Genomic DNA, 20,756 nt, shown 5'->3' with positions numbered 1-20,756 from the left:
AAACGTCGCTGTTTTTATTTCTGCTATCCTCAGAAGTCTTAGCTATAATGCCGCCAACTAAGCACCTACAAGGGCAAACCAGATGATTATTATGACCACCAATTTCGGTGACATCGAGATTGAACTGAACCTAGAACGAGCGCCGGTTAGCTCAAAGAACTTCAAAAAATACTGTGAAGATGGCTTCTACAACGGCACCATTTTTCACCGCGTTATCGACGGCTTTATGATCCAAGGTGGCGGTCACACCGAAGACATGGCAGAAAAGCCAACGCGCGCCCCTATCGCGAACGAAGCAAACCGTGGTCTTAAAAACCTTGTTGGCACTATCGCAATGGCACGAACCGACGCTCCGCACTCTGCAACAGCACAGTTCTTCATTAACTTGGAAGACAATGATTTTCTAGACCACACCGCAACCACCAACCTAGGTTGGGGCTACGCCGTGTTTGGTAAAGTGACCGCGGGTATGGATGTCGTAAACCGCATCGCGAAAGTAAAAACGACCTCTAAGCTTGGTCACGATGATGTGCCATGCGATCCAATCATTATCGAGAAAGTGACGGTCAGCGAATAAACCCATTCATCTCTTCGGAGAAATCGTCGCTATAAAACGACAAAAGCGCCTAACGTCATGTGACTTAGGCGCTTTTTGTTTTTATGACTCAGCCGATTAGTTTGGCTTGTGTCGGAGTTATTGATAGAAAAGCTCGGCTTTTGCTCCGACTAAATCAAGCTCAGAGCCTTGAAAATCAGCCAGATATTCAGCAACAAGGTTGTACCCAACCCAATACCCCATGTATTTCGGCCAGCAGCTTTCATCGCTGCCAAGAAAGTAAGCGTCGAAGTTGTAATCTAAGCTGGTCAATTTGTCTTTCATCTCAGCGTAGAAAGGACGCCAATCTTGATCTTTGATTTGCTCAAACAAGCTCGGAGTGACGCCGCCATTCATCTTACGTTCGAAATGACAAGCTAACCCTTCCATAATCAGCACATCACCAAGTGCAACGCCATTCTCTCCGGCTCGCATACGGAACAGGTGATGCGACTCATGCGCTAACACCGCAGCCAGTTCTTTCTCAATAACGTTTTTAATATCAGCACGTTGGGTATCAAGCAGAATCTCTACACGATAGGCACTTAAGCAATAGCCACCAATCCCTGTCTGCGGTACGTCATTGCGATCAAACGGGCTAACGGTCAGGTCAATGTTACTCAAATCAAAGTAACTAGAAAGCTGTGAGCTCAGATCATCAAGTTTCTGATGCAAATACTCAGAGATTGGAGACAACTCTCCTGTCGCATTTAACAGGGTTACGCGATAACTCATTTATCTTCCTTGATAATTTGGGTTAAGAGTAGCGAGTTTACAGTGTAAAGAGTGAGCAGTTCTAGCGATTACATCCCTTTGAACAAACTTTGAGATGCACGGCTCACAGCGAGCTTAGTTTCTCCAACGTGAACAAACATTCTTCCAGCAAAGTCTTTGTTTACTTTGCTAATTTTGCACACTTGCACAACGCTTGAACGGTGTACTTGCCAGAACTGTTCTGGGTTAAGCTGCACTATCAACTCTTTCAACGATGTGCGAATCAAATACTCCTGCACTTTGCCCTGTCCTTGTTGGGCATACACAGAAACGTATTTTTCTTCCGCTTTGAAATACAACACATCAGACGTGGCGATCAGATGAATGTCTTCCCCTTGCGTCGCTTTGATCCACTGAAGATATTGCGGCGTTTGTGGCGCGGATAATTGTTGTAACTGTTCTAACAGGCTGCTCATCTGCACATTACTGCTTTCTTGCTCTCGCTTGGCAAGGCGTGCTTTCACTCTTTCACACGTCGTCAGGAGGCGCTCATCTGAAATAGGCTTGAGCAAATAATCGGCGGCATTTTGTTCAAAGGCTTTGATGGCGTAATCATCGTACGCAGTGACAAACACAATCAAAGGTGGATTGGCGAGTTGATTGAGTTTTTGCGCTAGTGTCATGCCATCCAGAACTGGCATACGAATATCAAGAAACGCAATGTCAGGTTGGTTTTGGTTTTGCTCAATGGCTTGCAACGCTTGTTCACCATCGGCGACTTTGGCTATTACCTCTAGCTCTGGCCACACTTCAGCTAGGCTTTTATCAAGATGACGCCTCAATAGCGGCTCATCATCAGCAATAATGGCAGTAAACCCTGTATTCATTCCTTTCTTCCTTGATTACGATTCCATTGGCCAGCTCAGGCGAACACAAACGCCACCCTGAACAGACTCACTGATAGAGACCTCTCCTTGCCCTGCGAACAAAGCTTCAACTCGCTGCTTGAGATTACTTAGACCCACGCCAGAGCCCATGTGCCCACTAACGTGATTCAAGCCAACACCCGTGTCTCTGACTTCAATCTTCAAGTTCTGTTGTTCGCGCTTAATGAGTAAGCTGACTTCGCCACCTTCTCGCTTCGGCTCAATACCATGGATGATGGCGTTTTCGATTAAAGGTTGGAGCATCATCGGCGGTAATTCGGTTCTGCCTAACCCCTCTTCCACCTCAATCTTGTAACTGAGTCGATCACCCAAACGAGTTTGTTGGATGCCTAAGTAAGCCTCAAGTAACGCCGTTTCATTGTCTATGGTGGTGTGTTCTTCGCGTGAGCTTTTAAGCGTTGCACGCAGTAGCGCGGTTAACTGTTCTAGCATGAGCTTGGCTTTATCGACATCTTGCGACATGAGCGCACTGATATTTGCCAAAGTATTGAATAAGAAATGCGGTTCAATCTGACTTTGCATCTGCTTAAGCTGGCTCAGCAACAGCGCACGATCTTGCTCTGCTTTCTCGCGTCTGATGGCTTCCAACTCTCGTTGAGCGATTGCATGTTGCTCGCGTGAGTAGAAATAGAAAAAGCACATGGCACTGAATAACAACCCCATGAGACCAACCGACAGCATACTTGAAATACCGAAGTATTCCCCAAGCCAAAGCTGGGCGTTCACCACACCAAACAATAGGCAAGCCGTCAGCGAGATAGCCACTTCCGCCAAACGAGGAATGGTAGGAAACAGGCGGTCGACAAGCCATGAGAAGAAGATAGCCGAATAGCCAAATCCAAAGCTAACCGCTACATGAATGTAAAATGGACCGCCCCAAACAGAAAGCGTCATTGCTGCGATAAAGAGACAAAATGCCGTGGTCACTAATAAGCTACGCGGCCATCCACTTTTCACCACTGATTTTGCTGAACACATTTAGAATTTCCCTTTGATGTTAAATACAATCATATGCTTATCATTGATTTGTGCGTAAGCAGATTGGTCGTCTCCGGTTAAAAAGCGTGCGGCAACTTCCACTTCTACACTTTGATCGCCAGTATCAATCCATTGGTAGTTAAGCCACTGCGTGACAATCACACCACCATCTTGGGGCGACAACATCACATCCAACGTGGGGGTTACATCACTTAGCCAGCCCATATCCGCTTTACCGTTCCATGCAGCCCACGCTTCCACATCCCAACTCCAGTGCAGCATTACGTTATGCTGAACGATATTAGCGTGCTGAAACCCTTGGGCGTAGCTTGTCGCAAGTAGAGCGCTGCTAGCCAACAGAGAGTTGTTAGGATCAGGGATCTGAGAGAGTAATTCTCCACGCTCTATTGCTTGTTGCCATTCGTTTTTCGACCATGCTCGGCTGTCGTACCAATATTCAGCAATCACGTTGTGTCCGGCTTGGTTTGCCCAGTTCAATCCAATTAAGGCTTGGAATGCGCTGCCCTGCTCCTCAACCGAAACGGGTTGGTAAAGATCATCCTGCTGAAACTGATACCCAACACTTTGCTTTTGCCACAGCATGGAACCGTGCATGGTGATGGATTCATCCCACACCGCAATGGCACTGGCTCCGAGTAAACCTCGGCGCACATCATCGTAATAACCAATAAGTTGATACTCGGTGTCCCCCACCAGCGCGTATCGACGAATACCAACACCTTGCTGCTCTGCGGCTTGATCCAGTGCACTTTGGTCTTGTTGCCCCCAACTTGAATCCGTTGCAATCACCGTCCACTCGCCTGCCATATCGTAGTGTGAGAGTGAAAACACACCCGCACCTTCTTCTGCTACTAAGCCAACAGGATTTTGTCGATAAGGCTTAAACAGATCCAAAGGTCGGTAGCCATAACCCACGCCCCAATCTACGCGCAACTTACCCAAACTCACATCAAGAGTGGTGTCACCGACTTGCCACTCTCCTAGCCAAGCAAGCTCTCGAATCAACAGTTGGTTATCAGCGTCACTCCACCAATCACTCTTTCCTTGTTGATTGAGGTACAAACCTTGGCTATACAGAGCGAACAAACCACTGAAGTTCTGATAATTCACCTGCACATCCAACAGTGCATTAAGTGAATCACGAGAACTGCCCTGCGCCTGCATAAATGCGCTGTCACGTTGCTTGGCCGTTTCGTAACTGACAGCCCAATCCCACTCAAAACTCAGTTCATCATTGGCAAAAACTGGGGCTGATGCGCCCACACACAATGAGGCAGCAATCAATAGACTGGTGCTTTTGTTAAGATTAGGCTGGCGCAATTTCATGTGTCTTCCTTGCTCGTTTTCATGGTTCTATTTACGGAGTTCAGGTTAAAGCTGAGTCGTATTGGCTTTCGGCAAATAGCTTGGGTTGTAGAACTTGTTATCCAGCTGCCAAGGCACGATCTCTTGATACTCGATAACAGTTTTTTTGCTCGGCTGAATGCTATCAAGCAAGGTCATCTCACTGACGTAGTCTTCACCGTTGTCGCTTGCACGTCCGTATTGCGCTTGCTTGGCGAGTTTGCCTGAGCGCAAGTAGAGATCGGCTTTAATTGGGAACGCATCTTGCTCAGACAACCATAAATCGATCTTCTGATAACTCGCCCCTTTGGTTTTCGCGGTTAAGGCAAGGTGATAAGCCGCAACACTTTCTCCATTCACCGAAACAGTTTCTGTCGCTTTCCATTCACCTTGATAATCTTGGCTCCACGTCAGGGTTGAGATGTCGCCGATAGACGCTTCACCAAGCAGCTTTTGCATTGGCGTAATTCGAATAGGCCGACGGCTCTTTGGCATTTGCAGCCAGTAGTTATCGCCCATCATCAACATCTTTTGCCCTGCTTCAACCGCCGATTTGAATACCACCAGCGATTCACGATTTGGACGCGTGTACACGTGGTAAAGGCGGGTTTTATCTAACTCTTGGTCTTGATATAAGCGCACCAGTGACACCACTTTGGAAGAATCATCGTGCAAGCGGTAGCTGTCGGCTTTTTCAATCAATTGCGCGACTTGCTGTGCATCTAACGCTGTTTCATTCGCACTGACATTCATGCTTGCAACGCCAGTTACCGTTAGCAATGCAATTGGTAATAGTGATTTGAAATTAAACATAAATCAGTGCCTCCGTAATTGGCTTGTTCACCCCTTTGCGTGCCGAGAAAAACGCCGCAACCAAACAAATCATCAATACTGCAAATCCTGCTATAGCTACCAGCTCCCAAGAGAAGTAAATCGTTAATGGGTAACCTTCTGTGCGTCCTGGCGGTGGCGGCATTTGCACATCCACGACCATCAGTAAGACGGTGACTAGCGCCGTAAACAAAGCACCGATTAAGCTGCCAATCACGGCAAGTAACACTGCTTCGCGCAAGAACCCAGCAATAATTTCGCGAGGGTAGCTACCAAGTGCTGACAAGGTGCCAATTTCACGTGTGCGTTCCGTTACCGACATGGTCATGGTGTTAAACAGCGCGACAAAGACTACCAACGCCATTACTGCGCCCATGATACCGAAGATGCGGTCGTACAAATCTTTCACTTTGAGATAGAAGAACGCGCGCTCTTGCCAAGGCGTAATCTCAATATCTTGGTCGCCAAAGTTCTGCTTTTGCTTACTCAGGACCGAAGCCACTTGTTGCTCGACTTGGTTAGTTAAACTGGTATCGAACAGGAAGACCGATAACGCACTGACTTTGTCTGAACCGAGCAGCGATTGCGCGCTGTTGATGTGTACGTAAAGCTGGCGTTTATCAAGCTCAGGCACGCCTGTTGAGTAGATGCCTCGTACTTTGAAGTCATACGCATTCAATGCGCCATCGGTAGTGGTCGCCAGCAAGGTAATCCAATCGCCAACGTGCACGCTTAGGTTGTTCGCCAAATCAACGCCAAGCATCACTTCTGGCTCTGCTGGGTCATAACGCGATGCATGAATGTTGGACAGCGTTTGCCCTTCGCGCACATCCAAAAACGGTCCTTTCATATCGAATTCGCGCTCGTTCACGCCAATACCGATAAAGATCGATGATTTGTTGCCGTTGGAAATCAAACCACTGAACTCAACTCGTGGTTGCACGCCTCGCACTTCGTTTAAGCCAATCAATTGCTTGGTGATATCGTCGGCGTGAGTTAAACCGTTACTCAGTGGCATCTCTTCTTCTTTAGCGAAGTAACCCGGAGTGGTTAACGTCAGATGCCCCGTGTCACGCGCTGTCGATTCTTTCAAACTATCGTAGGTGTATAGCCCAAAACCACCCGCACTGGTTAACGCAAACACGGCAATGGCAATGATCAGCATCGACAACAAACTGCGACGGCGATTGCGTTGCAGGTTCAACCAAGCAAGGCGAACGGAAACTGGAATTAGCTTGCCCATGAAACCTCCTCCACACTTGCGTGCGTTTGGGTAATTTTGCCGTCCACCAACTCAATGGTTCGATCGCAGCGAGATGCCATACGAGGGTCGTGCGTAGCAACAATAAAAGTGGTGCCTAGCTCGTGTCCGAGCCCTTTCATAATGTCGATAACCTTATTGGCAGTTTGGCTATCAAGGCTTGCGGTAGGTTCATCGGCAATCACCAACGCCGGTTTGTGCACTAAGGCGCGCGCAATTGCCACGCGTTGTTGCTGACCGCCTGATAGGTTATCGGGCATGTGATGAATAAACTCGCCCAAACCAACGTGTTCTAGCATTTGCGTAGCGAGCTCGGTTTGCTCTGCTTTTGAAAAGCCGTTGAGGTGTAACGGATAAGCCACGTTCTCCAACGCCGTCATCACAGGCACAAGGTTGAATTTTTGGAACACAAAGCCAAGCTTTTCACGACGCATTTTCGCCGCCTGCATTTGTCCGGTTGGGTATGGGCTGCCTGCAAATGTCACCTGACCTTGGTATTGAGTATCCAGCATGCCAAGCACGTTAAGTAAGGTGCTTTTGCCTGAGCCAGACGGCCCGCACAGTGCCACCATTTCGCCAGCAAACACTTCACCAGAAACGTCTCGCAATGCACGTACGGTTTGGCTGCCAAGGGCGTAATCGCGGCTAAGTTGATTAAAAACGATCATGACGCCTCCCTAATATTTCGCTAGCAGCGCTTTCGCGGTTTGCGTTTCTAGATTGCTGTCGCCCAATTGCTCCATTTGCGCTAACCATGTTTTGGCTTGTTGAACATCTTCTGCGCGCAGTGCAGCTTCAATGGCGTAGCGATAAATCCAAGACGTTGCGGCGAAAGGTTGTTGGCTAAAACTCGGCTCATCGAGCAATGAAAGGTACAGCTCGTAGCCACGCTCAAAGTGATTGAACATGTCAGGTAGAGAAGTAAAGGTGGTGGCTGCCATGGCGGTGGCTAATTGGTATTCCGGCAAGCCTTGTAAGCGTTGTTGCTCTTGCAGTGGTACTGGCTGATTCGCCATTAAATCCAAACCTTTTTGGATTGTGGCAAGACCGCGCTCGGTGAACTTCATCTTGTTCCAAGGCATAAACGCCTCACGACCTTGCAACGTCTCCGCACTGCCCAAGTAAACCAAGGTCACCGGCGTTGCGCCCTGCTCTTCGAGTTGTTTGGATAATTCACCGTAAACGGTATCAACTAAACCAGAGTCACCCTGCGCCGCTTGGTTGAATTGACTGAGTGTGCGCTCGCTTGGGTTAGCCAGAGCCAGATTGCTGCTGAGTGCAAATGCGGCGATAAACGTACTTGCGAGTTTAAGAGCTTTAATTGAGCGAGATTGAGAAACCATCATGTACTGTCCTTAGTTGAACGTGATTTGATGGTTTCAGATTAAGGGAGAAAATCGCACGCTGCTTTTGCATGCGACCAATGGCAGTTATGTGGAGTGAATGGTATTGAGAGAGGATGAATGGTTTCGCTCCTCTGAAGCCAGCAAAATCGCTTCGACCATTAAGGTCAGCGCTTTAGGCTGATAGTTACGCTGACGATAAACCAAATAGGCTTCGCGATCCCCGCGGCTGTAGGATGTTGCGACGCGCACGAGATTCAATTCAGGCTTAACGTGGCGTAATGGGATCGACGCAATTCCCAAACCGTTTTCCACCGCTTTGATCACCGCGGTGATGTCATTGACCACTAAACGCGGCTTGCAGTTGAGCATGTCCACCAGCTTGTCTTGCTGATAGATAGGCACTTGTGTGGTGTGTGTGCTGGCTACCCAGTCTTGCTTGGCTAAATCTTGTAAGGTTTCAATATTGCCGCCCGCTTGCGCTAGATATTCAGGGCTAACAAAGAAAGCGTGCTCTACTTTAAACAATGGGCGCGCGATCATATCGTCCAAACCATCCAAATCGAACGTCACCACCAGATCGCGATCGGTTTCTGGAATCGAATTCACTTGGCTAAGCAATAGATCAATGGTCACTTTTGGATAGGTTTTGATGTAATCCTCAACCACCTTGTCGACCAAGTCATTGTAGAAGCGGCTTGGCATCACCAATCGGATTCGCCCCTCCACTTCTTGGCTTTGCTGATTGAGCTGCAAGATGCCGGATTCAATCTGAGACATCGCACTGCTGAGCTGATCAAACGCCTGTAAACCTGTCTCGGTTGCCACCAACTCACGTCCTTTCTTCTCCAGCAATCTCAATCCTAGTCGCGCTTCCAGCGCCGATAAACGACGAGACATAGTAGAGACCGGCAGTTCGAGCTTTTTCGCCGCCGCGAGCAGAGAGCCTTGCTCAACCACTGAGCAAAACAGGTACAGATCATCAACGTTTCCAAATATGGAATTCATACTTCTTCCATTGGTTATTTTTTCCAATTTTAGATGAGTATAACCTAGCCCACGTAGAAAAGAGACCCGAATATGCCGTGAACGCGGCGCGTACTAACGAATGAATACTAGGTACAGACGTGAAAGAAAATTTTTATAAATACGCGATATACACTGTTTTTTCAGCGGCAGCTTTATTCTCCGCTTTTTTAGTCACCTCAGACAATGTTTCTCCTTTCACCACCCAAGCGACACTGCATCGTAATGTCGCAACCATTGCGCCGGAGGTATCTGGCGTAATCACAGATGTGATGGTGAATAACGGTGAATTGGTTGAAAAAGGTCAGCCACTGTTTGCTATCGATGCCAGCAGCTACCAATTGAAAGTGGCACAAGCCAAAGCCGAACTGCGCCAAGCACGTGAATCAGATTCCGCGAAATGGCAACAATTGGCAGCAGCGAAACAAACCCAAAGCCAACGCGAGTTCGAATACTATAACGCGAAGCAAAAACTGACGCGTAACCAGAAACTTCGCAATAAAGGGCTAGCAACTGAGCAAGAGCTGGATGACGCGATCACTAATACACAAGTCGCCAGCAGTGCGGTGGAAGCAGCGAACGCAGAAGTGAAGCGCATTGAGGCAGAGCTTTCTACTCAAGACCGTACGGCAGCTATCGAGTTGGCAGAAGCAAAACTTGCCAGTGCGGAGCTGGATTTAAGCCACACCCAAATCGTGGCGCAAACCGAAGGCGTGGTAACGAACTTGCAACTGCAATCAGGCAGCTACATCACACAAGGCACAGCGTCATTGATGCTGGTGGACGAAGCTCATGCGTGGATCAGTGCAGACTTCAACGAAAAAGGCATTGATAAGCTAACGAATGGTCGCGAAGTGTTGGTGTCCTTCGATGCGCTACCAGGCAAAGTATTTACTGGTGAAGTCAGCAGCCAAGAGCGTGCGATTTACGATACCAACAATGCTAATGGACAGCTTTCTAGCGTAACCAATGATACTCGTTGGATCCGTGAGCAACAGAAAGTGCGTACTCGCATTACAGTTAACGAGCTGGATCCTTCGATGATTTCTGGTTCACGAGCGAGCGTGATCGTTGAAAGCGGCAATCCAATCATGGATGTCATTGGCTCAGCTTGGATTCACTTAGTGGCGATGTTCCGCTACATCTACTAGGGGGTGAACCATGTGGACCTTCGAAAGCTTGTTTCAAAGTCGTTCTGAACGCAATGAAGCATTGCGTGTTGCCCTTACTGTGACAATTTGTATGGTGCTGGGCAAACTGCTGAACCTTGATTCTCCGGTTTATCTGGCGCTGTACCCAACCATCATCATGACCAAAAACAAAGACTACTCTTGGCTTGGTTTGATCCGCACTTTCTTACCTACTGTGGCGGCAGCAAGTGCAGCGCTGGTGGTGACCGAAGTGTTTTCACAGCATCCGTTTGTGGTGTGGACCATTAGCTTGTTCTTCTTCGACTTTATGCGCCGCAGAGCGACCACGCCGCCGAAGAAAGGTCAGATGTTAATGCCAACTTTCAACTGGATTCTGATTGTGGTGTTTGCTCAGCACACCACCATGGACATGCCAATGCGCATTCATGAAATCTTGCTATCGATGCTGATTACCATGATCGTCGCAAAAATCATGGTGACTCTGTTCCCTGTTGAACGTGGCGGCAAACCACCAGCATTTGAAGAAGAGCCTGTTACGTTTGAGAACCGAGCGATCTCACTCGCGTTGATTGGTCTTGGTGTGGCGTTCTTGATGATTGTCGACATCATCTCAGCAACGTTTTGTTTGGTGCCTGTGATTGCCGCAGCAACGCAAACCACACACAAAAGCTTTATCGACGTGGTTGACCGCCGTTTTCAAACTCAGGTGGGCGGCTGTGCATTGGCTGTAGTGTTCACCTTACTGATGGCTGGGCATCAATCCACGTTCGGTTACTACACCATCGTATTGGGTCTGCTTGCCTTTATGATCACCGCATCAATGGCAAAAGCGAAAGGCCCAGCCAAAGACGTCCATGCCGATGCGTTATTGGCGACCATGTTGCCGATTCAACTGTACATGACCAGCAATGAACTGGGCTTGGAGAGCACCTTCCTCCGAGCTTGGGAGCTTACCGTGACTTTATTTGTGCTGTGGGCGTTATACCATTTCACGCACAAACCAGAAAAAGCTCAAGCCTAAGCGTGCCATCGCCTTAAGAACCCAATACTTAAGGCGCCCTTGTTCTTATCGCGCTCATTTCATTGCGCTGTCTGTACCAATTTCTATTTCACCCTTATAAAAAGTGTGGCGCAAAACCTCAGCCTGGTGTATTTATCCATCCCACGACTTTCCAGGTCAGCTTACCCATAACAGACGGCGTCGCACACTCCTCTCTTGCACACCTTTGCGTGGTGTCTGTTATTTCCAAATAGGATTCTTAGCATCGGAATAGTTTGAGCTCGCAGAGTTCTGGTTGTTTTCGCCCCGAGTTGGGGCGTTTTTAGGTTGTAGAAGATGAACAAGCGTTTCTTCCCTAGGATTGATTTGCCATTGCTAATGGCGATCATTCCGATCATGCTATTGAGTTCGCTCACTCTCTGGAGTGCCAGTGGATTTAATGAAGCTATGCTATTTAAGCACCTCGCTCGATGCGGTTTGACGCTGGTGTGTATTTTGGTCATGTCGTCGATTCCAGCGTCCAGCTATCAACGTGCAGCGCCTTATTTGTATCTGGTTGCGGTTTCGCTCTTGGCGGCAGTTGCCCTATTTGGCGATAGCACCAATGGCTCGCAGCGTTGGCTCGATATCGGCTTCTTCCGCTTCCAGCCTTCGGAACTTATCAAGCTTTCAATCCCCATTATGATCGCGTGGATGCTGCATCTAGAAGGTGGCCGACCAGACATTCGCAAAATTGCTTTCTGTTTGCTGATCACCTTTGTGCCTGCGGGCTTGATTGCCTTACAACCAGACTTGGACGGTGCTATCTTCACGGTGATCTACGCGTTGTTTGTGCTGTTCTTTGCTGGCATGAGCTGGAAGATAATTGGCGGCTTTTTGGTGAGTATTCTAACGCTGGCACCAATACTTTGGTTCTTTGTGATGGAAGCGTATCAAAAAAGCCGTGTAACGCAGTTCTTGCACCCTGAATCGGATCCATTGGGTTCGGGCTACCAAATCATCCAATCATTGATTGCGATTGGTTCTGGCGGCATGAAAGGTAAAGGCTGGATGAATGCCACTCAAGGTACACTAGGCTTTATCCCTGAAAGCCATACTGACTTCATCTTCTCGACCTACGCAGAAGAATGGGGCTTTATTGGTTGTGTGGTGTTGTTAGCGCTGTATTTGTTCATTACGGCACGTGTGATGCTGCTGGCGTGCCAATCTGAGCATTTCTTCAGTCGCTTAGTGAGTGGCGCATTGGCAATGAGCTTCTTCCTTTATGCCTTCATCAACACAGGTATGGTCAGTGGTTTATTGCCAGTAATGGGGAGTCCACTGCCATTCTTTAGCTACGGTGGTACGGCGATGCTGACTCAAGGCATCTGTTTTGGCGTGATCATGTCGCTGTGTTATTCCAAGTACCGAAACACCTAAACGCTAGTCACAATAGAAAAGACAAACAACACGATCAAAAAAGGCTTCCCTCGGGGAAGCCTTTTTTACAACTGGAGAACCGAATTACAGTTCGCCGTTGTGGTATACCTGCTGAACGTCGTCACAGTCATCTAGAAGGTCTAGGAACTTCTGGAATTTCTCTGCATCTTCACCCGCTACTGGCGTGTGAGTTTGCGGAACGAATGTGATTTCTTCAACGTCGATCACGAGATCTGGGAATGCTGCGTTAAGTGCAGTTTTCGTTTTGAAGAACTCTGTATGAGGAGCAAATACAGTGATCACGCCGTCTTCTAGTTCAACGTCAGTAACATCAACCTCGTCCATCATTAGCGTTTCAAGAATGACTTCATCATCTTCGCCTTTGAACTGGAATACTGCTTGGTGATCGAACATGTGAGAAACTGAACCTTCAACACCGATCTTCGCGCCTGTTTTAACGAAACATTGGCGAACGTCTTGGAAAGTACGGTTACCGTTGTCTGTTAGACAGTCAACAATCACACTTGTGCCGCCAGGGCCAAAACCTTCGTAACGTGCTGGTGCGTAATCTTCACCGCCACCGCCGTTCGCTTTATCGATCGCTTTATCGATAACGTGTGCAGGTACTTGGTCTCTTTTCGCTTTACTGATCAGGTGCTTCAGAGACAAGTTCATGTCTGGATCACCGCCACCGTTTTTAGCGCACATGTAAATTTCTTTACCGTATTTGGAATAAACTTTAATTTTTGCGCCTGCAGTTTTCGCCATAGAGGCTTTGCGCACTTCAAAACTTCTTCCCATCGGGATGTCTCTCTAAATTCAAATTTAATGCGAAGGATTTTAGCAAAAAGCGAAACTTTTTCCATTTCGCCCTGCAAAGGAATGGGGAGGTCACCTCTTCCGCCGCGGTAATTTCATTTACCGCCACGATTCGCTTTACGCGACACCCATTACTCGTTTGTACTTATCGACTGCCTGTTGAAAAAACACTTTTTCGCCAGCGTCGTTAATCTTAGACAATTGTTCTTCTATCGCCTCAGGACCAGATTTGGCCTCTTTGAGTTTCCAAACTAAAAACGACGCTTGTTTATCAAGTTCGATTTTATTTTTCTCGTTAGGCGGCAACAAGGATAGATTGAACGACATTCACAGCCTCAAGGTACTTTAAATACTAGCCGCGCACTATAACATACAGAATTACCATTTAAGAATAGAAACGCGCTTATCTTGATCAATTTCAAGTTGCTTCTTTAGGTTTATCCCGAGTTTGCAGCTCTTGTGGTAAGTGCTGCTCAAAAATTTGCTGCAACCGCTCCTTCGTCACAGGCTTAGAGACAAATTCATTCATTCCGACATCAAAACAACGTTTTTGGTCTTCTTTGATGACATTCGCACTCAAAGCAATGATTGGCACTTGTTTGCCCCATTCGCTCATCTGTCTAATATTTTCTGTGGCAATAAAGCCATCCATGACGGGCATCTGACAGTCCATGAGAATGAGATCAAAATGGTTTGCTTCGCATAGTTCTAACGCTTCTTCACCGTGCTCAGCCACACTGACTTGCATACCCAATTTTTCCAACATGATGCGTACAACTTTCTGATTCACAGCCGTATCTTCGACCACTAGTATCCAAGGTTTACTTTCATCTCTTGGGGAGGAAGGCACGCTCTGCGTTTTACTTTCTCCGTTCGGAAAGTCGAGAATATTGGGAATGTTGGGCGTGCTCGGAGAGATAGGCTTATCACTGACGACAATCAAAGGAATGGTGAACTCAAAACAACTACCAAGTCCGGGCTCACTCGTGAGACGAATTTGCCCTCCCATCACTTCAACTAACTTCGCACAAATGGCTAATCCTAATCCAGTGCCGCCATATTTACGTGTGGTGCTGCCATCTGCTTGCTGAAACTTCTCAAACACCGCTTGCTGGTTTTCTTTGGCGATACCGATCCCAGAGTCCACAACTCGAAAGTGCACTTGTGCGAGCTTATCTTCTTTGCTCACAAGGGAAACCATTAGTTTCACGTGGCCTCGTTCTGTAAATTTCACGGCGTTGCTGAGTAAGTTACTCAAGACTTGCTTCAGTCGGCCAACATCCCCTTCCACCTCAGACGGCAGTTGCGGATCAATATCGCACACTAACTGTAAATGTTTTTGCTGTGCTTTTACTGTGTGCAAGCTGCCGACTTCATTAAGCAACTGCAGCAGATTGTAGGTCGCCGCTTCGAGTTCGATCTTACCCGCTTCAATCTTGGAGAAATCAAGAATATCATCGATGATCACCATTAGTGAGCCGGATGAACTGTTGATGATGTCGACATATTCGTGCTGCTGATCATCTAACTTAGTATCACCGAGTAATGATGCAACTCCAATGATACCGTTCATCGGCGTACGTATTTCGTGACTCATTGTGGCAAGGAATTCACTCTTCTTGCGATTGGCCACTTCGGCTTTTTCACGTGCGTCTTCAATTTCACTTTGGTGTTCACGAACTCGTTCAACGCTTCGATTATATTTGTGTTCTAATAACCCTACTTCATCAAAGAACCAACGCTGAGGCAGTTGCAATTTGCTTGGCACATGCCCGCCACTGAAATCGCTCACCGCTCCAGAGAGTAATTGCAATGGTTTCACCATCAAACGAAAGGTAACCCAAAGCACCCCAAGAATGAGCAAGAAGATCTTGATCGCCTCGGCGATCACAAGGAAAAAGAAAGTTTGCCATAATCCTTGGTAGATCGGACTCAGATCCGATTGCACCGTAACCTCTGCAAGATCATAAGTTTTGACGCCCATGTCATACTGTAATGGCCACTGGCGCTTGATACTGTCGGATCCTAATGGCGATCCTAATTCCACGATCACTTCATCCGGCGTAGCAATGAGTAAATAGTCGACCGAAGGTAAACGCATCGCCCCTTCAGCCTGTGTCAATAATAGCTCTCGATCTTCCACCCATAAGCTGGCAGAAAAACCAGACAAGTAGCTGGTTTCAACCTGCTTCAACTCCATATCTAAACGAGCAAGGTCATCATTGAAATCACGATACAAACTCAAAGAAGAGATAATCACGGTAAAGATAAAACTCAACGCAAAAATCGCCAACATAAGCTGGTTGCCGATGCTAAACCGACGTTGAGTTCGCTCTTTTTTTTCCATATGAAATTACTCCCTTAATCTTGCGCTACTATAAATATAGTCTGGTCACGACAATAATCGAGGTTAGGATGAAAGGACTCTTACGGACATTGGGCTTTAGTTTCATAGCCCTAAGCACGCACAGTATGGCAAGTGAAGTGAACTACTACGTGATTTCTGAACAAGCCAGACCATTTCAAATAGAACAACAGGGTGAACAACATTCCGGAATTGTGACGGACATCGTCAGTGAAATTTTTGCCGAGTCCAATTATGAAGTGAAATACCATACTTATCCGTTTAAACGCATGCTCTCCGTTTTGGAAGCGGGCGGAGAAGAGAATTGGGTGACTTACGGCAGCCCAAATTGGGGCAAGGTACAATCAGAAAATTTGTCAGAGCAACCTATTTACACTGTAAAACATGTATTGGTTTCCAGCAGTAAAGCACCATTTAAATTCAGCGATATGGAGCACATGCAAGGCCGCTCAATCGTACTTCTACTCGGCTTTGATTACCCAAACCTCAGCCCGTTTTTTGATAACGGCACCGTGAATGAAATGCGCGTCAAAGATTACGATGCAGCGTATCGAGTTCTGCAAAGAACCCCTGGCGATACCGCATTTGTTGAAATGGAATCGCGGGTGGTATACAACATCAAACGTTTAGAGCTTCCGATGAGCGATTTCCAGATCCAATCTTTTAGTAATGTGATCCCAGATTACTCTATCTATCTAGCCTTCTCTCCGAACATGAAGCCGGAAGTACAGAGCTTCATCAATAAGCGCCTAGCAGAGCTCAAAAGTTCGGGGCAAATCGACAACATCATCAAAAAATACATCTAACCACTCATACCTAACCAATCATGAAAAAACCGCCAGCTTATCGAAGCTGGCGGTTTCATTTTTATATCTTCTCTGTGATTAATCTTGTTCGAGCGCTTAATCTTGTTCGACAAATTTGGGATCGAACATATGGCCGAGCTTATTGGCTTTGGTTTGTAAGTAGTGTTGGTTGTTTGGGTTATTGCCCTCTTGCAGTGGCACCCGCTCAACAACTTTGATATCGACCTTTTTCAACGCTGCAAGCTTACGTGGGTTGTTGGTCATCAACCTTACTTCACCAATACCAAGATGCTCCAGCATCCCTTTGCAAAACGCGTAGTCACGCATATCTGCGGCAAAGCCAAGACGTTCATTGGCTTCGACCGTGTCTGCGCCTTCGTCTTGCAAGTGATACGCACGAATCTTGTTGATTAAGCCAATCCCCCTACCCTCTTGGCGCAGATAAAGCAACACACCGCAGCCTTCTTCGACAATGTTTTGCAATGCACGGTTAAGCTGGAAGCCGCAATCACAACGCGTACTGAACAGCGCATCACCAGTTAAGCATTCTGAATGCAGGCGAATCAGCGGCGCTTTAGTGTTTGTAGGGTCGCCATACACCAAGGCGAGATGTTCTTTCCCTGTCGCGTTCTCGATAAAACCGTACATTACAAACGTGCCCCACTGAGTCGGTAATTTGGCTTTATCAATAAACCTCACCAAGCTGCTGGGCTCGATATGTTTTAATTCAGCACGTACGTTCATCAGAATCTCCCCTAAATGGTTTTCACCAGAGCCATCACCGCCATCGCCCCAGAAGGCATCTTTGTGTGAATGTTCGGTAAGACAGGCGTTTCCTGTCTGCATCAACTGTTTGGCAAGCTGAGGGTTTTGCAAAAACTTCTCACGCACAACAAACGCCATCACAGAGAGTTTGTCGTCATCCCAGTCTTCACGCACGAAGTGTTGATATTGACGACTGAGGGCGAAAGCTTCATCAGGCGTCTTCGCTGATTGGATTTTACTTTGCAGTTTGAGGTCGTTGAACTTTTGGGCTTGGTAGTAGTGTTCGCTGGTGGGCCAAGATTGAGCTGAGACTTGAATCGGGGCATGACAGAAATTAGAAAGAAAGCCGTGAGATTCATCGGGCTCATAGAAAAGGATCTGATCAACCATAATCGTACTCCTGACGTTGCTGTTTTAATAGTCAACAAAAAGCATATTGCTATTGATATAATCTTTAGTAACGCTGTAGGAGAAAGTCAAACAATTGGTTGTAAAACAAAAAATGAAAAGGGCAGTCTTATGACTACCCCATGATTGGTATTACCGTAGTGCGAGAATTAGTGAATCAAGCCAAGTTCCCTTGCTTCTTCGATGCTCAAACCGCTTTCACGGATTTCACGAAGTGCTTCAATGCGTCGTCTTGCTTCTGCTGACTTCACGATTTTCTCAGGTCTCACAACGGATTCTTCTTCTGGGAGTTCCCATTTGTGAGCGATGTTGCTCATCTCTTCATGGTCGATAGAATTAATGGACATATTTCCTCCGAACACACCATGTTTTCGATGGGTAATCTATAGCAAACCCCCAATGCAGAGGTAAGAAAAACAGTGGGGAAATGTGACCCCTCCCGACCTTTCATCAACTCGTTAATAGATTCATCATTTAGTTTTTGCAAACCACAGTTTTAGCGATTAAATTTGAAGAATTCCCCCTACGAAAAGTGAGCTGATCCAGCTCTCATTTTTCCCGTGATTCTTCACACTTCTATAACCGAAAAAATTCTTTTTATTACACTCAACTTTCGAGTCACTTCACTTATTAGACGGTTCTGTCTTTCGTAAAACTCGCACACCTGATAATGATAATAATTATCTTTTGTATTGGTAAGGTATTTTTATGAGTGACATAAACCTGATTCAGGCATACCACTCTGATCCGGTCATCCAGATCAGAGACTTATGTGTGGACTACATCACCGATCACGGCGACTTTAACGCAGTGAAATCGGTAAGCTTCGATATTGGCAAAGGCGAGATATTTGGCCTCGCTGGTGAGTCTGGCTGTGGTAAAAGTACCATTGCTTTCTCTATCAACCGTTTACACAAGCCGCCAGCGTTTATCTCAGGAGGCCAAATTCTATTTGAAGGCAAAGATATTCTGAGTCTATCCGACAGTGAATTAAACACACTGCGTTGGAGCGAGATTGCGATGGTGTTCCAAAGTGCCATGAACTCCCTCAATCCAGTATTAACCATTCAGGAGCAATTTGCCGACGTACTGCGCCATCACAAAGGCATGACCAATGAACAAGCCAAGGACCGCGCAGAAAAGTTGCTCGACTTGGTCAACATTCCCCGCGATCGACTTGGCGAGTACCCACACCAGTTCTCCGGGGGCATGCGCCAACGTTTAGTGATTGCCATCGCCCTTTCTCTCAACCCAAAGATGATCATCATGGATGAGCCAACCACAGCGCTTGATGTCGTGGTACAGCGTGAAATCTTACAGCAAATCTATCAACTGCGTGATGAGTTCGGTTTCTCTGTGCTGTTTATCACTCACGATTTGGCACTCATGAGCCAGTTGTGCGACCGCATAGCCATCATGCGTCACGGTAAGATTGTCGAAGTAAACAGTTCATACGAAATTCGCAATAACCCTCAGCATTCTTACACTCAAAAACTATGGGCTTCATTCCCGAATATCCACGACGTGCATAAAGAATCAGCCACTGAAGGAGCGTTATCATGAGCGAACCAATCATCCAAATGAAAAACGTGATCAAAGAATTTAAAGTCGGTGGTGGTTTCGCGAAAGAAGAAACCTTCCGTGCGCTTCAAGGCGTGAGCTTTGACCTTTATGCAGGCAAAACTCTCGCGCTGGTTGGCGAATCAGGTTGCGGTAAAAGCACCTGTGCGCGATTAATTACCAAGGTGTATCCGGCCAGCGATGGTGAAATCCTTTTTAATGGAAAAAACATCAACGATATTACCGCTCGCGCAGAAATTCAGGACTATCGCAGCAAGGTACAAATGGTGTTCCAGGACCCATTTGGCTCTTTGAACCCAACCCACACGATTCGTCATCACCTGACTCGCCCACTTAAGATTCATAAGCAAGTTAAAAGCGACAAAGAGATCCCGGGCAAACTACTCGAACTCTTGGATCTAGTGGAGCTACCAGAAGAAACATTAAATAAGTTCCCACATGAACTGAGTGGTGGACAACGTCAGCGCGTTAACTTGGCGCGCGCATTGGCAGTAGGCTCCCAAATCATTCTTGCCGATGAACCAACATCAATGTTGGACGTTTCAATTCGTCTGGGCGTGTTAAACCTGATGCAGCGAATGAAACAAGACTTGGGCATCGGTTTCTTGTACATCACCCACGATCTGGCAACCGCTCATTACATCGCCGAAGAAACCGCCGTGATGTATAAGGGCCAGATTGTTGAGTGGGGTGACACGCAAGCGATCTTGAAAAATCCGCAGCATCCATACACTAAGTTATTGATCTCTGCGGTACCAGATCCTGATCTGCCATTTGGCAATCTCGTGGAAAGTGAACCAAACTATTCAGTAAATGCAGATGAGATCCGAAACCGCAGCAGTATTGTGGTAGAAGACTTTGATCAAATTGGACCAAACCACTTTGTAAAACAATGGACTAAGGCAGCTTAATGGACTTGAATACTTGGCAAGATCTTATTTCGGATTGGTACGAAAACCGGAAGCATGATCAAGTTGAAAGATTGGAAGCGATCCTGTATCAGGCACCGGAATCAGTGTTTGGTCCTGAATTGACTGACGAGCAGAGCAAAGCGATCGCTTGTTGGCTCGATGGCTGCTTAAGAGTATTTCAATATGCCAGGTATCAAAACCATCAAAAAGCCTATCAGACCTTGCAATACACGAGTGCCAAGCTCGAACAAGCTGCATGTCAACCAATGACAGACATTCTGATTAAAGATTGGAGCTTAAAACGCTTACAACATTTAACGGTATTAGCGTTGGAATTTTGCAATCAGCAACAAGATCAAAGCGAATGGCAACAACAAGCGAATTGCTTGATAGAGTCGCATGTAGCGTTGATGCGATCGTTGAATTGGAATGAACCAAGGAAGCATGATCAAGGCTTATGTCATTAATTCG

Annotated in this window: 22 protein-coding genes; 8 read left to right on the top strand and 14 right to left on the bottom strand. The window is 46.9% G+C overall.

The window, feature by feature from the left end:
- Positions 1-82: 82 nt before the first annotated feature.
- Positions 83-577: a peptidylprolyl isomerase gene (locus ITG12_RS24815; RefSeq protein WP_005448882.1), complete on the top strand. Its 495-nt coding sequence runs from the start codon at positions 83-85 to the stop codon at positions 575-577.
- A 117-nt stretch (positions 578-694) separates the two neighbouring features.
- Here ITG12_RS24815 and ITG12_RS24810 read toward each other — a convergent pair whose 3' ends face one another.
- The 9 genes from ITG12_RS24810 to ITG12_RS24770 form a co-directional block, all read right to left on the bottom strand.
- A complete protein-coding gene (locus ITG12_RS24810) occupies positions 695-1,330 on the bottom strand; it encodes a DUF2268 domain-containing putative Zn-dependent protease (RefSeq protein WP_038880057.1) in 636 nt (211 codons plus the stop codon).
- A 68-nt stretch (positions 1,331-1,398) separates the two neighbouring features.
- Complete coding sequence (locus tag ITG12_RS24805) at positions 1,399-2,196, bottom strand: LytTR family DNA-binding domain-containing protein (RefSeq protein WP_038880054.1); 798 nt, start codon at positions 2,194-2,196, stop codon at positions 1,399-1,401.
- A 15-nt stretch (positions 2,197-2,211) separates the two neighbouring features.
- Positions 2,212-3,234: a sensor histidine kinase gene (locus ITG12_RS24800; RefSeq protein ID WP_038880051.1), complete on the bottom strand. Its 1,023-nt coding sequence runs from the start codon at positions 3,232-3,234 to the stop codon at positions 2,212-2,214.
- Positions 3,235-4,581, bottom strand: a complete 1,347-nt coding sequence (locus ITG12_RS24795) for a hypothetical protein (protein ID WP_248874398.1) — start codon at positions 4,579-4,581, stop codon at positions 3,235-3,237.
- A 45-nt stretch (positions 4,582-4,626) separates the two neighbouring features.
- Positions 4,627-5,412: an outer membrane lipoprotein-sorting protein gene (locus tag ITG12_RS24790; RefSeq protein ID WP_038880046.1), complete on the bottom strand. Its 786-nt coding sequence runs from the start codon at positions 5,410-5,412 to the stop codon at positions 4,627-4,629.
- Positions 5,405-6,673 carry an ABC transporter permease gene (locus ITG12_RS24785; protein ID WP_038880043.1) on the bottom strand — a complete coding sequence of 423 codons (1,269 nt, stop codon included), beginning with the start codon at positions 6,671-6,673 and terminating at the stop codon, positions 5,405-5,407. Before ITG12_RS24785 ends, ITG12_RS24790 begins: the two co-directional genes overlap by 8 nt.
- Positions 6,661-7,359 (bottom strand): ABC transporter ATP-binding protein, encoded by a 699-nt coding sequence (locus tag ITG12_RS24780; protein ID WP_005374479.1) that lies wholly within the window; start codon positions 7,357-7,359, stop codon positions 6,661-6,663. Before ITG12_RS24780 ends, ITG12_RS24785 begins: the two co-directional genes overlap by 13 nt.
- 9 nt (positions 7,360-7,368) lie before the next feature.
- Positions 7,369-8,037 carry a hypothetical protein gene (locus tag ITG12_RS24775; RefSeq protein ID WP_017189795.1) on the bottom strand — a complete coding sequence of 223 codons (669 nt, stop codon included), beginning with the start codon at positions 8,035-8,037 and terminating at the stop codon, positions 7,369-7,371.
- Between the two features lie 84 nt (positions 8,038-8,121).
- Positions 8,122-9,042 (bottom strand): LysR family transcriptional regulator, encoded by a 921-nt coding sequence (locus ITG12_RS24770; protein WP_038880040.1) that lies wholly within the window; start codon positions 9,040-9,042, stop codon positions 8,122-8,124.
- 119 nt (positions 9,043-9,161) lie between these two features.
- Here ITG12_RS24770 and ITG12_RS24765 point away from each other — a divergent pair, with 119 nt between their 5' ends.
- The 3 genes from ITG12_RS24765 (at position 9,162) to rodA (ending at position 12,630) form a co-directional block, all read left to right on the top strand.
- Positions 9,162-10,211, top strand: a complete 1,050-nt coding sequence (locus ITG12_RS24765; RefSeq protein ID WP_038880037.1) for an HlyD family secretion protein — start codon at positions 9,162-9,164, stop codon at positions 10,209-10,211.
- Positions 10,212-10,221: 10 nt separating this feature from the next.
- Positions 10,222-11,232 carry a DUF2955 domain-containing protein gene (locus tag ITG12_RS24760; protein ID WP_038880034.1) on the top strand — a complete coding sequence of 337 codons (1,011 nt, stop codon included), beginning with the start codon at positions 10,222-10,224 and terminating at the stop codon, positions 11,230-11,232.
- Between the two features lie 315 nt (positions 11,233-11,547).
- Complete coding sequence (gene rodA / locus ITG12_RS24755) at positions 11,548-12,630, top strand: rod shape-determining protein RodA (RefSeq protein ID WP_038869887.1); 1,083 nt, start codon at positions 11,548-11,550, stop codon at positions 12,628-12,630.
- 84 nt (positions 12,631-12,714) lie between these two features.
- On the opposite strand, the gene ITG12_RS24750 is transcribed toward rodA, so the two are convergent.
- The 3 genes from ITG12_RS24750 to ITG12_RS24740 form a co-directional block, all read right to left on the bottom strand.
- Positions 12,715-13,431, bottom strand: a complete 717-nt coding sequence (locus ITG12_RS24750) for a YebC/PmpR family DNA-binding transcriptional regulator (protein ID WP_038880031.1) — start codon at positions 13,429-13,431, stop codon at positions 12,715-12,717.
- A 135-nt stretch (positions 13,432-13,566) separates the two neighbouring features.
- Positions 13,567-13,776, bottom strand: coding sequence for a DUF3283 family protein (locus ITG12_RS24745; protein WP_038880029.1), 210 nt, complete (start codon positions 13,774-13,776; stop codon positions 13,567-13,569).
- Between the two features lie 91 nt (positions 13,777-13,867).
- Entirely contained in the window at positions 13,868-15,796 is a 1,929-nt protein-coding gene (locus ITG12_RS24740; RefSeq protein ID WP_038880027.1) for an ATP-binding protein, read from the bottom strand.
- A 68-nt stretch (positions 15,797-15,864) separates the two neighbouring features.
- Here ITG12_RS24740 and ITG12_RS24735 point away from each other — a divergent pair, with 68 nt between their 5' ends.
- On the top strand, positions 15,865-16,620 hold the full coding sequence (locus ITG12_RS24735; RefSeq protein ID WP_038880024.1) for a transporter substrate-binding domain-containing protein: 756 nt from the start codon (positions 15,865-15,867) through the stop codon (positions 16,618-16,620).
- Positions 16,621-16,716: 96 nt separating this feature from the next.
- Here the strand turns inward: ITG12_RS24735 and ribA are convergent, their stop codons facing one another.
- Complete coding sequence (ribA, locus tag ITG12_RS24730; protein ID WP_081634998.1) at positions 16,717-17,775, bottom strand: GTP cyclohydrolase II; 1,059 nt, start codon at positions 17,773-17,775, stop codon at positions 16,717-16,719.
- 167 nt (positions 17,776-17,942) lie between these two features.
- The gene (locus ITG12_RS24725) at positions 17,943-18,140 is read right to left on the bottom strand and encodes a hypothetical protein (RefSeq protein ID WP_038869893.1); all 198 of its coding nucleotides are present in this window, start codon (positions 18,138-18,140) and stop codon (positions 17,943-17,945) included.
- Positions 18,141-18,501: 361 nt separating this feature from the next.
- Between ITG12_RS24725 and ITG12_RS24720 the strand changes: the two genes are divergently transcribed.
- From ITG12_RS24720 to ITG12_RS24710, 3 genes are read left to right on the top strand one after another with little or no spacing between them, the layout of a single operon-like run.
- A complete protein-coding gene (locus ITG12_RS24720) occupies positions 18,502-19,356 on the top strand; it encodes an ABC transporter ATP-binding protein (RefSeq protein WP_038869895.1) in 855 nt (284 codons plus the stop codon).
- Complete coding sequence (locus tag ITG12_RS24715) at positions 19,353-20,285, top strand: ATP-binding cassette domain-containing protein (RefSeq protein ID WP_038880020.1); 933 nt, start codon at positions 19,353-19,355, stop codon at positions 20,283-20,285. The genes ITG12_RS24720 and ITG12_RS24715 overlap by 4 nt, the downstream gene beginning before the upstream one ends.
- Entirely contained in the window at positions 20,285-20,752 is a 468-nt protein-coding gene (locus ITG12_RS24710; RefSeq protein ID WP_038880016.1) for a hypothetical protein, read from the top strand. The genes ITG12_RS24715 and ITG12_RS24710 overlap by 1 nt, the downstream gene beginning before the upstream one ends.
- Positions 20,753-20,756 lie beyond the last annotated feature (4 nt).

This window comes from Vibrio sp. ED002 (assembly GCF_023277445.1).
Lineage (GTDB): Bacteria > Pseudomonadota > Gammaproteobacteria > Enterobacterales > Vibrionaceae > Vibrio > Vibrio jasicida.
Note: the sequence above shows the minus strand (reverse complement) of the source record. Positions and strands in the feature narration are given on the sequence as shown.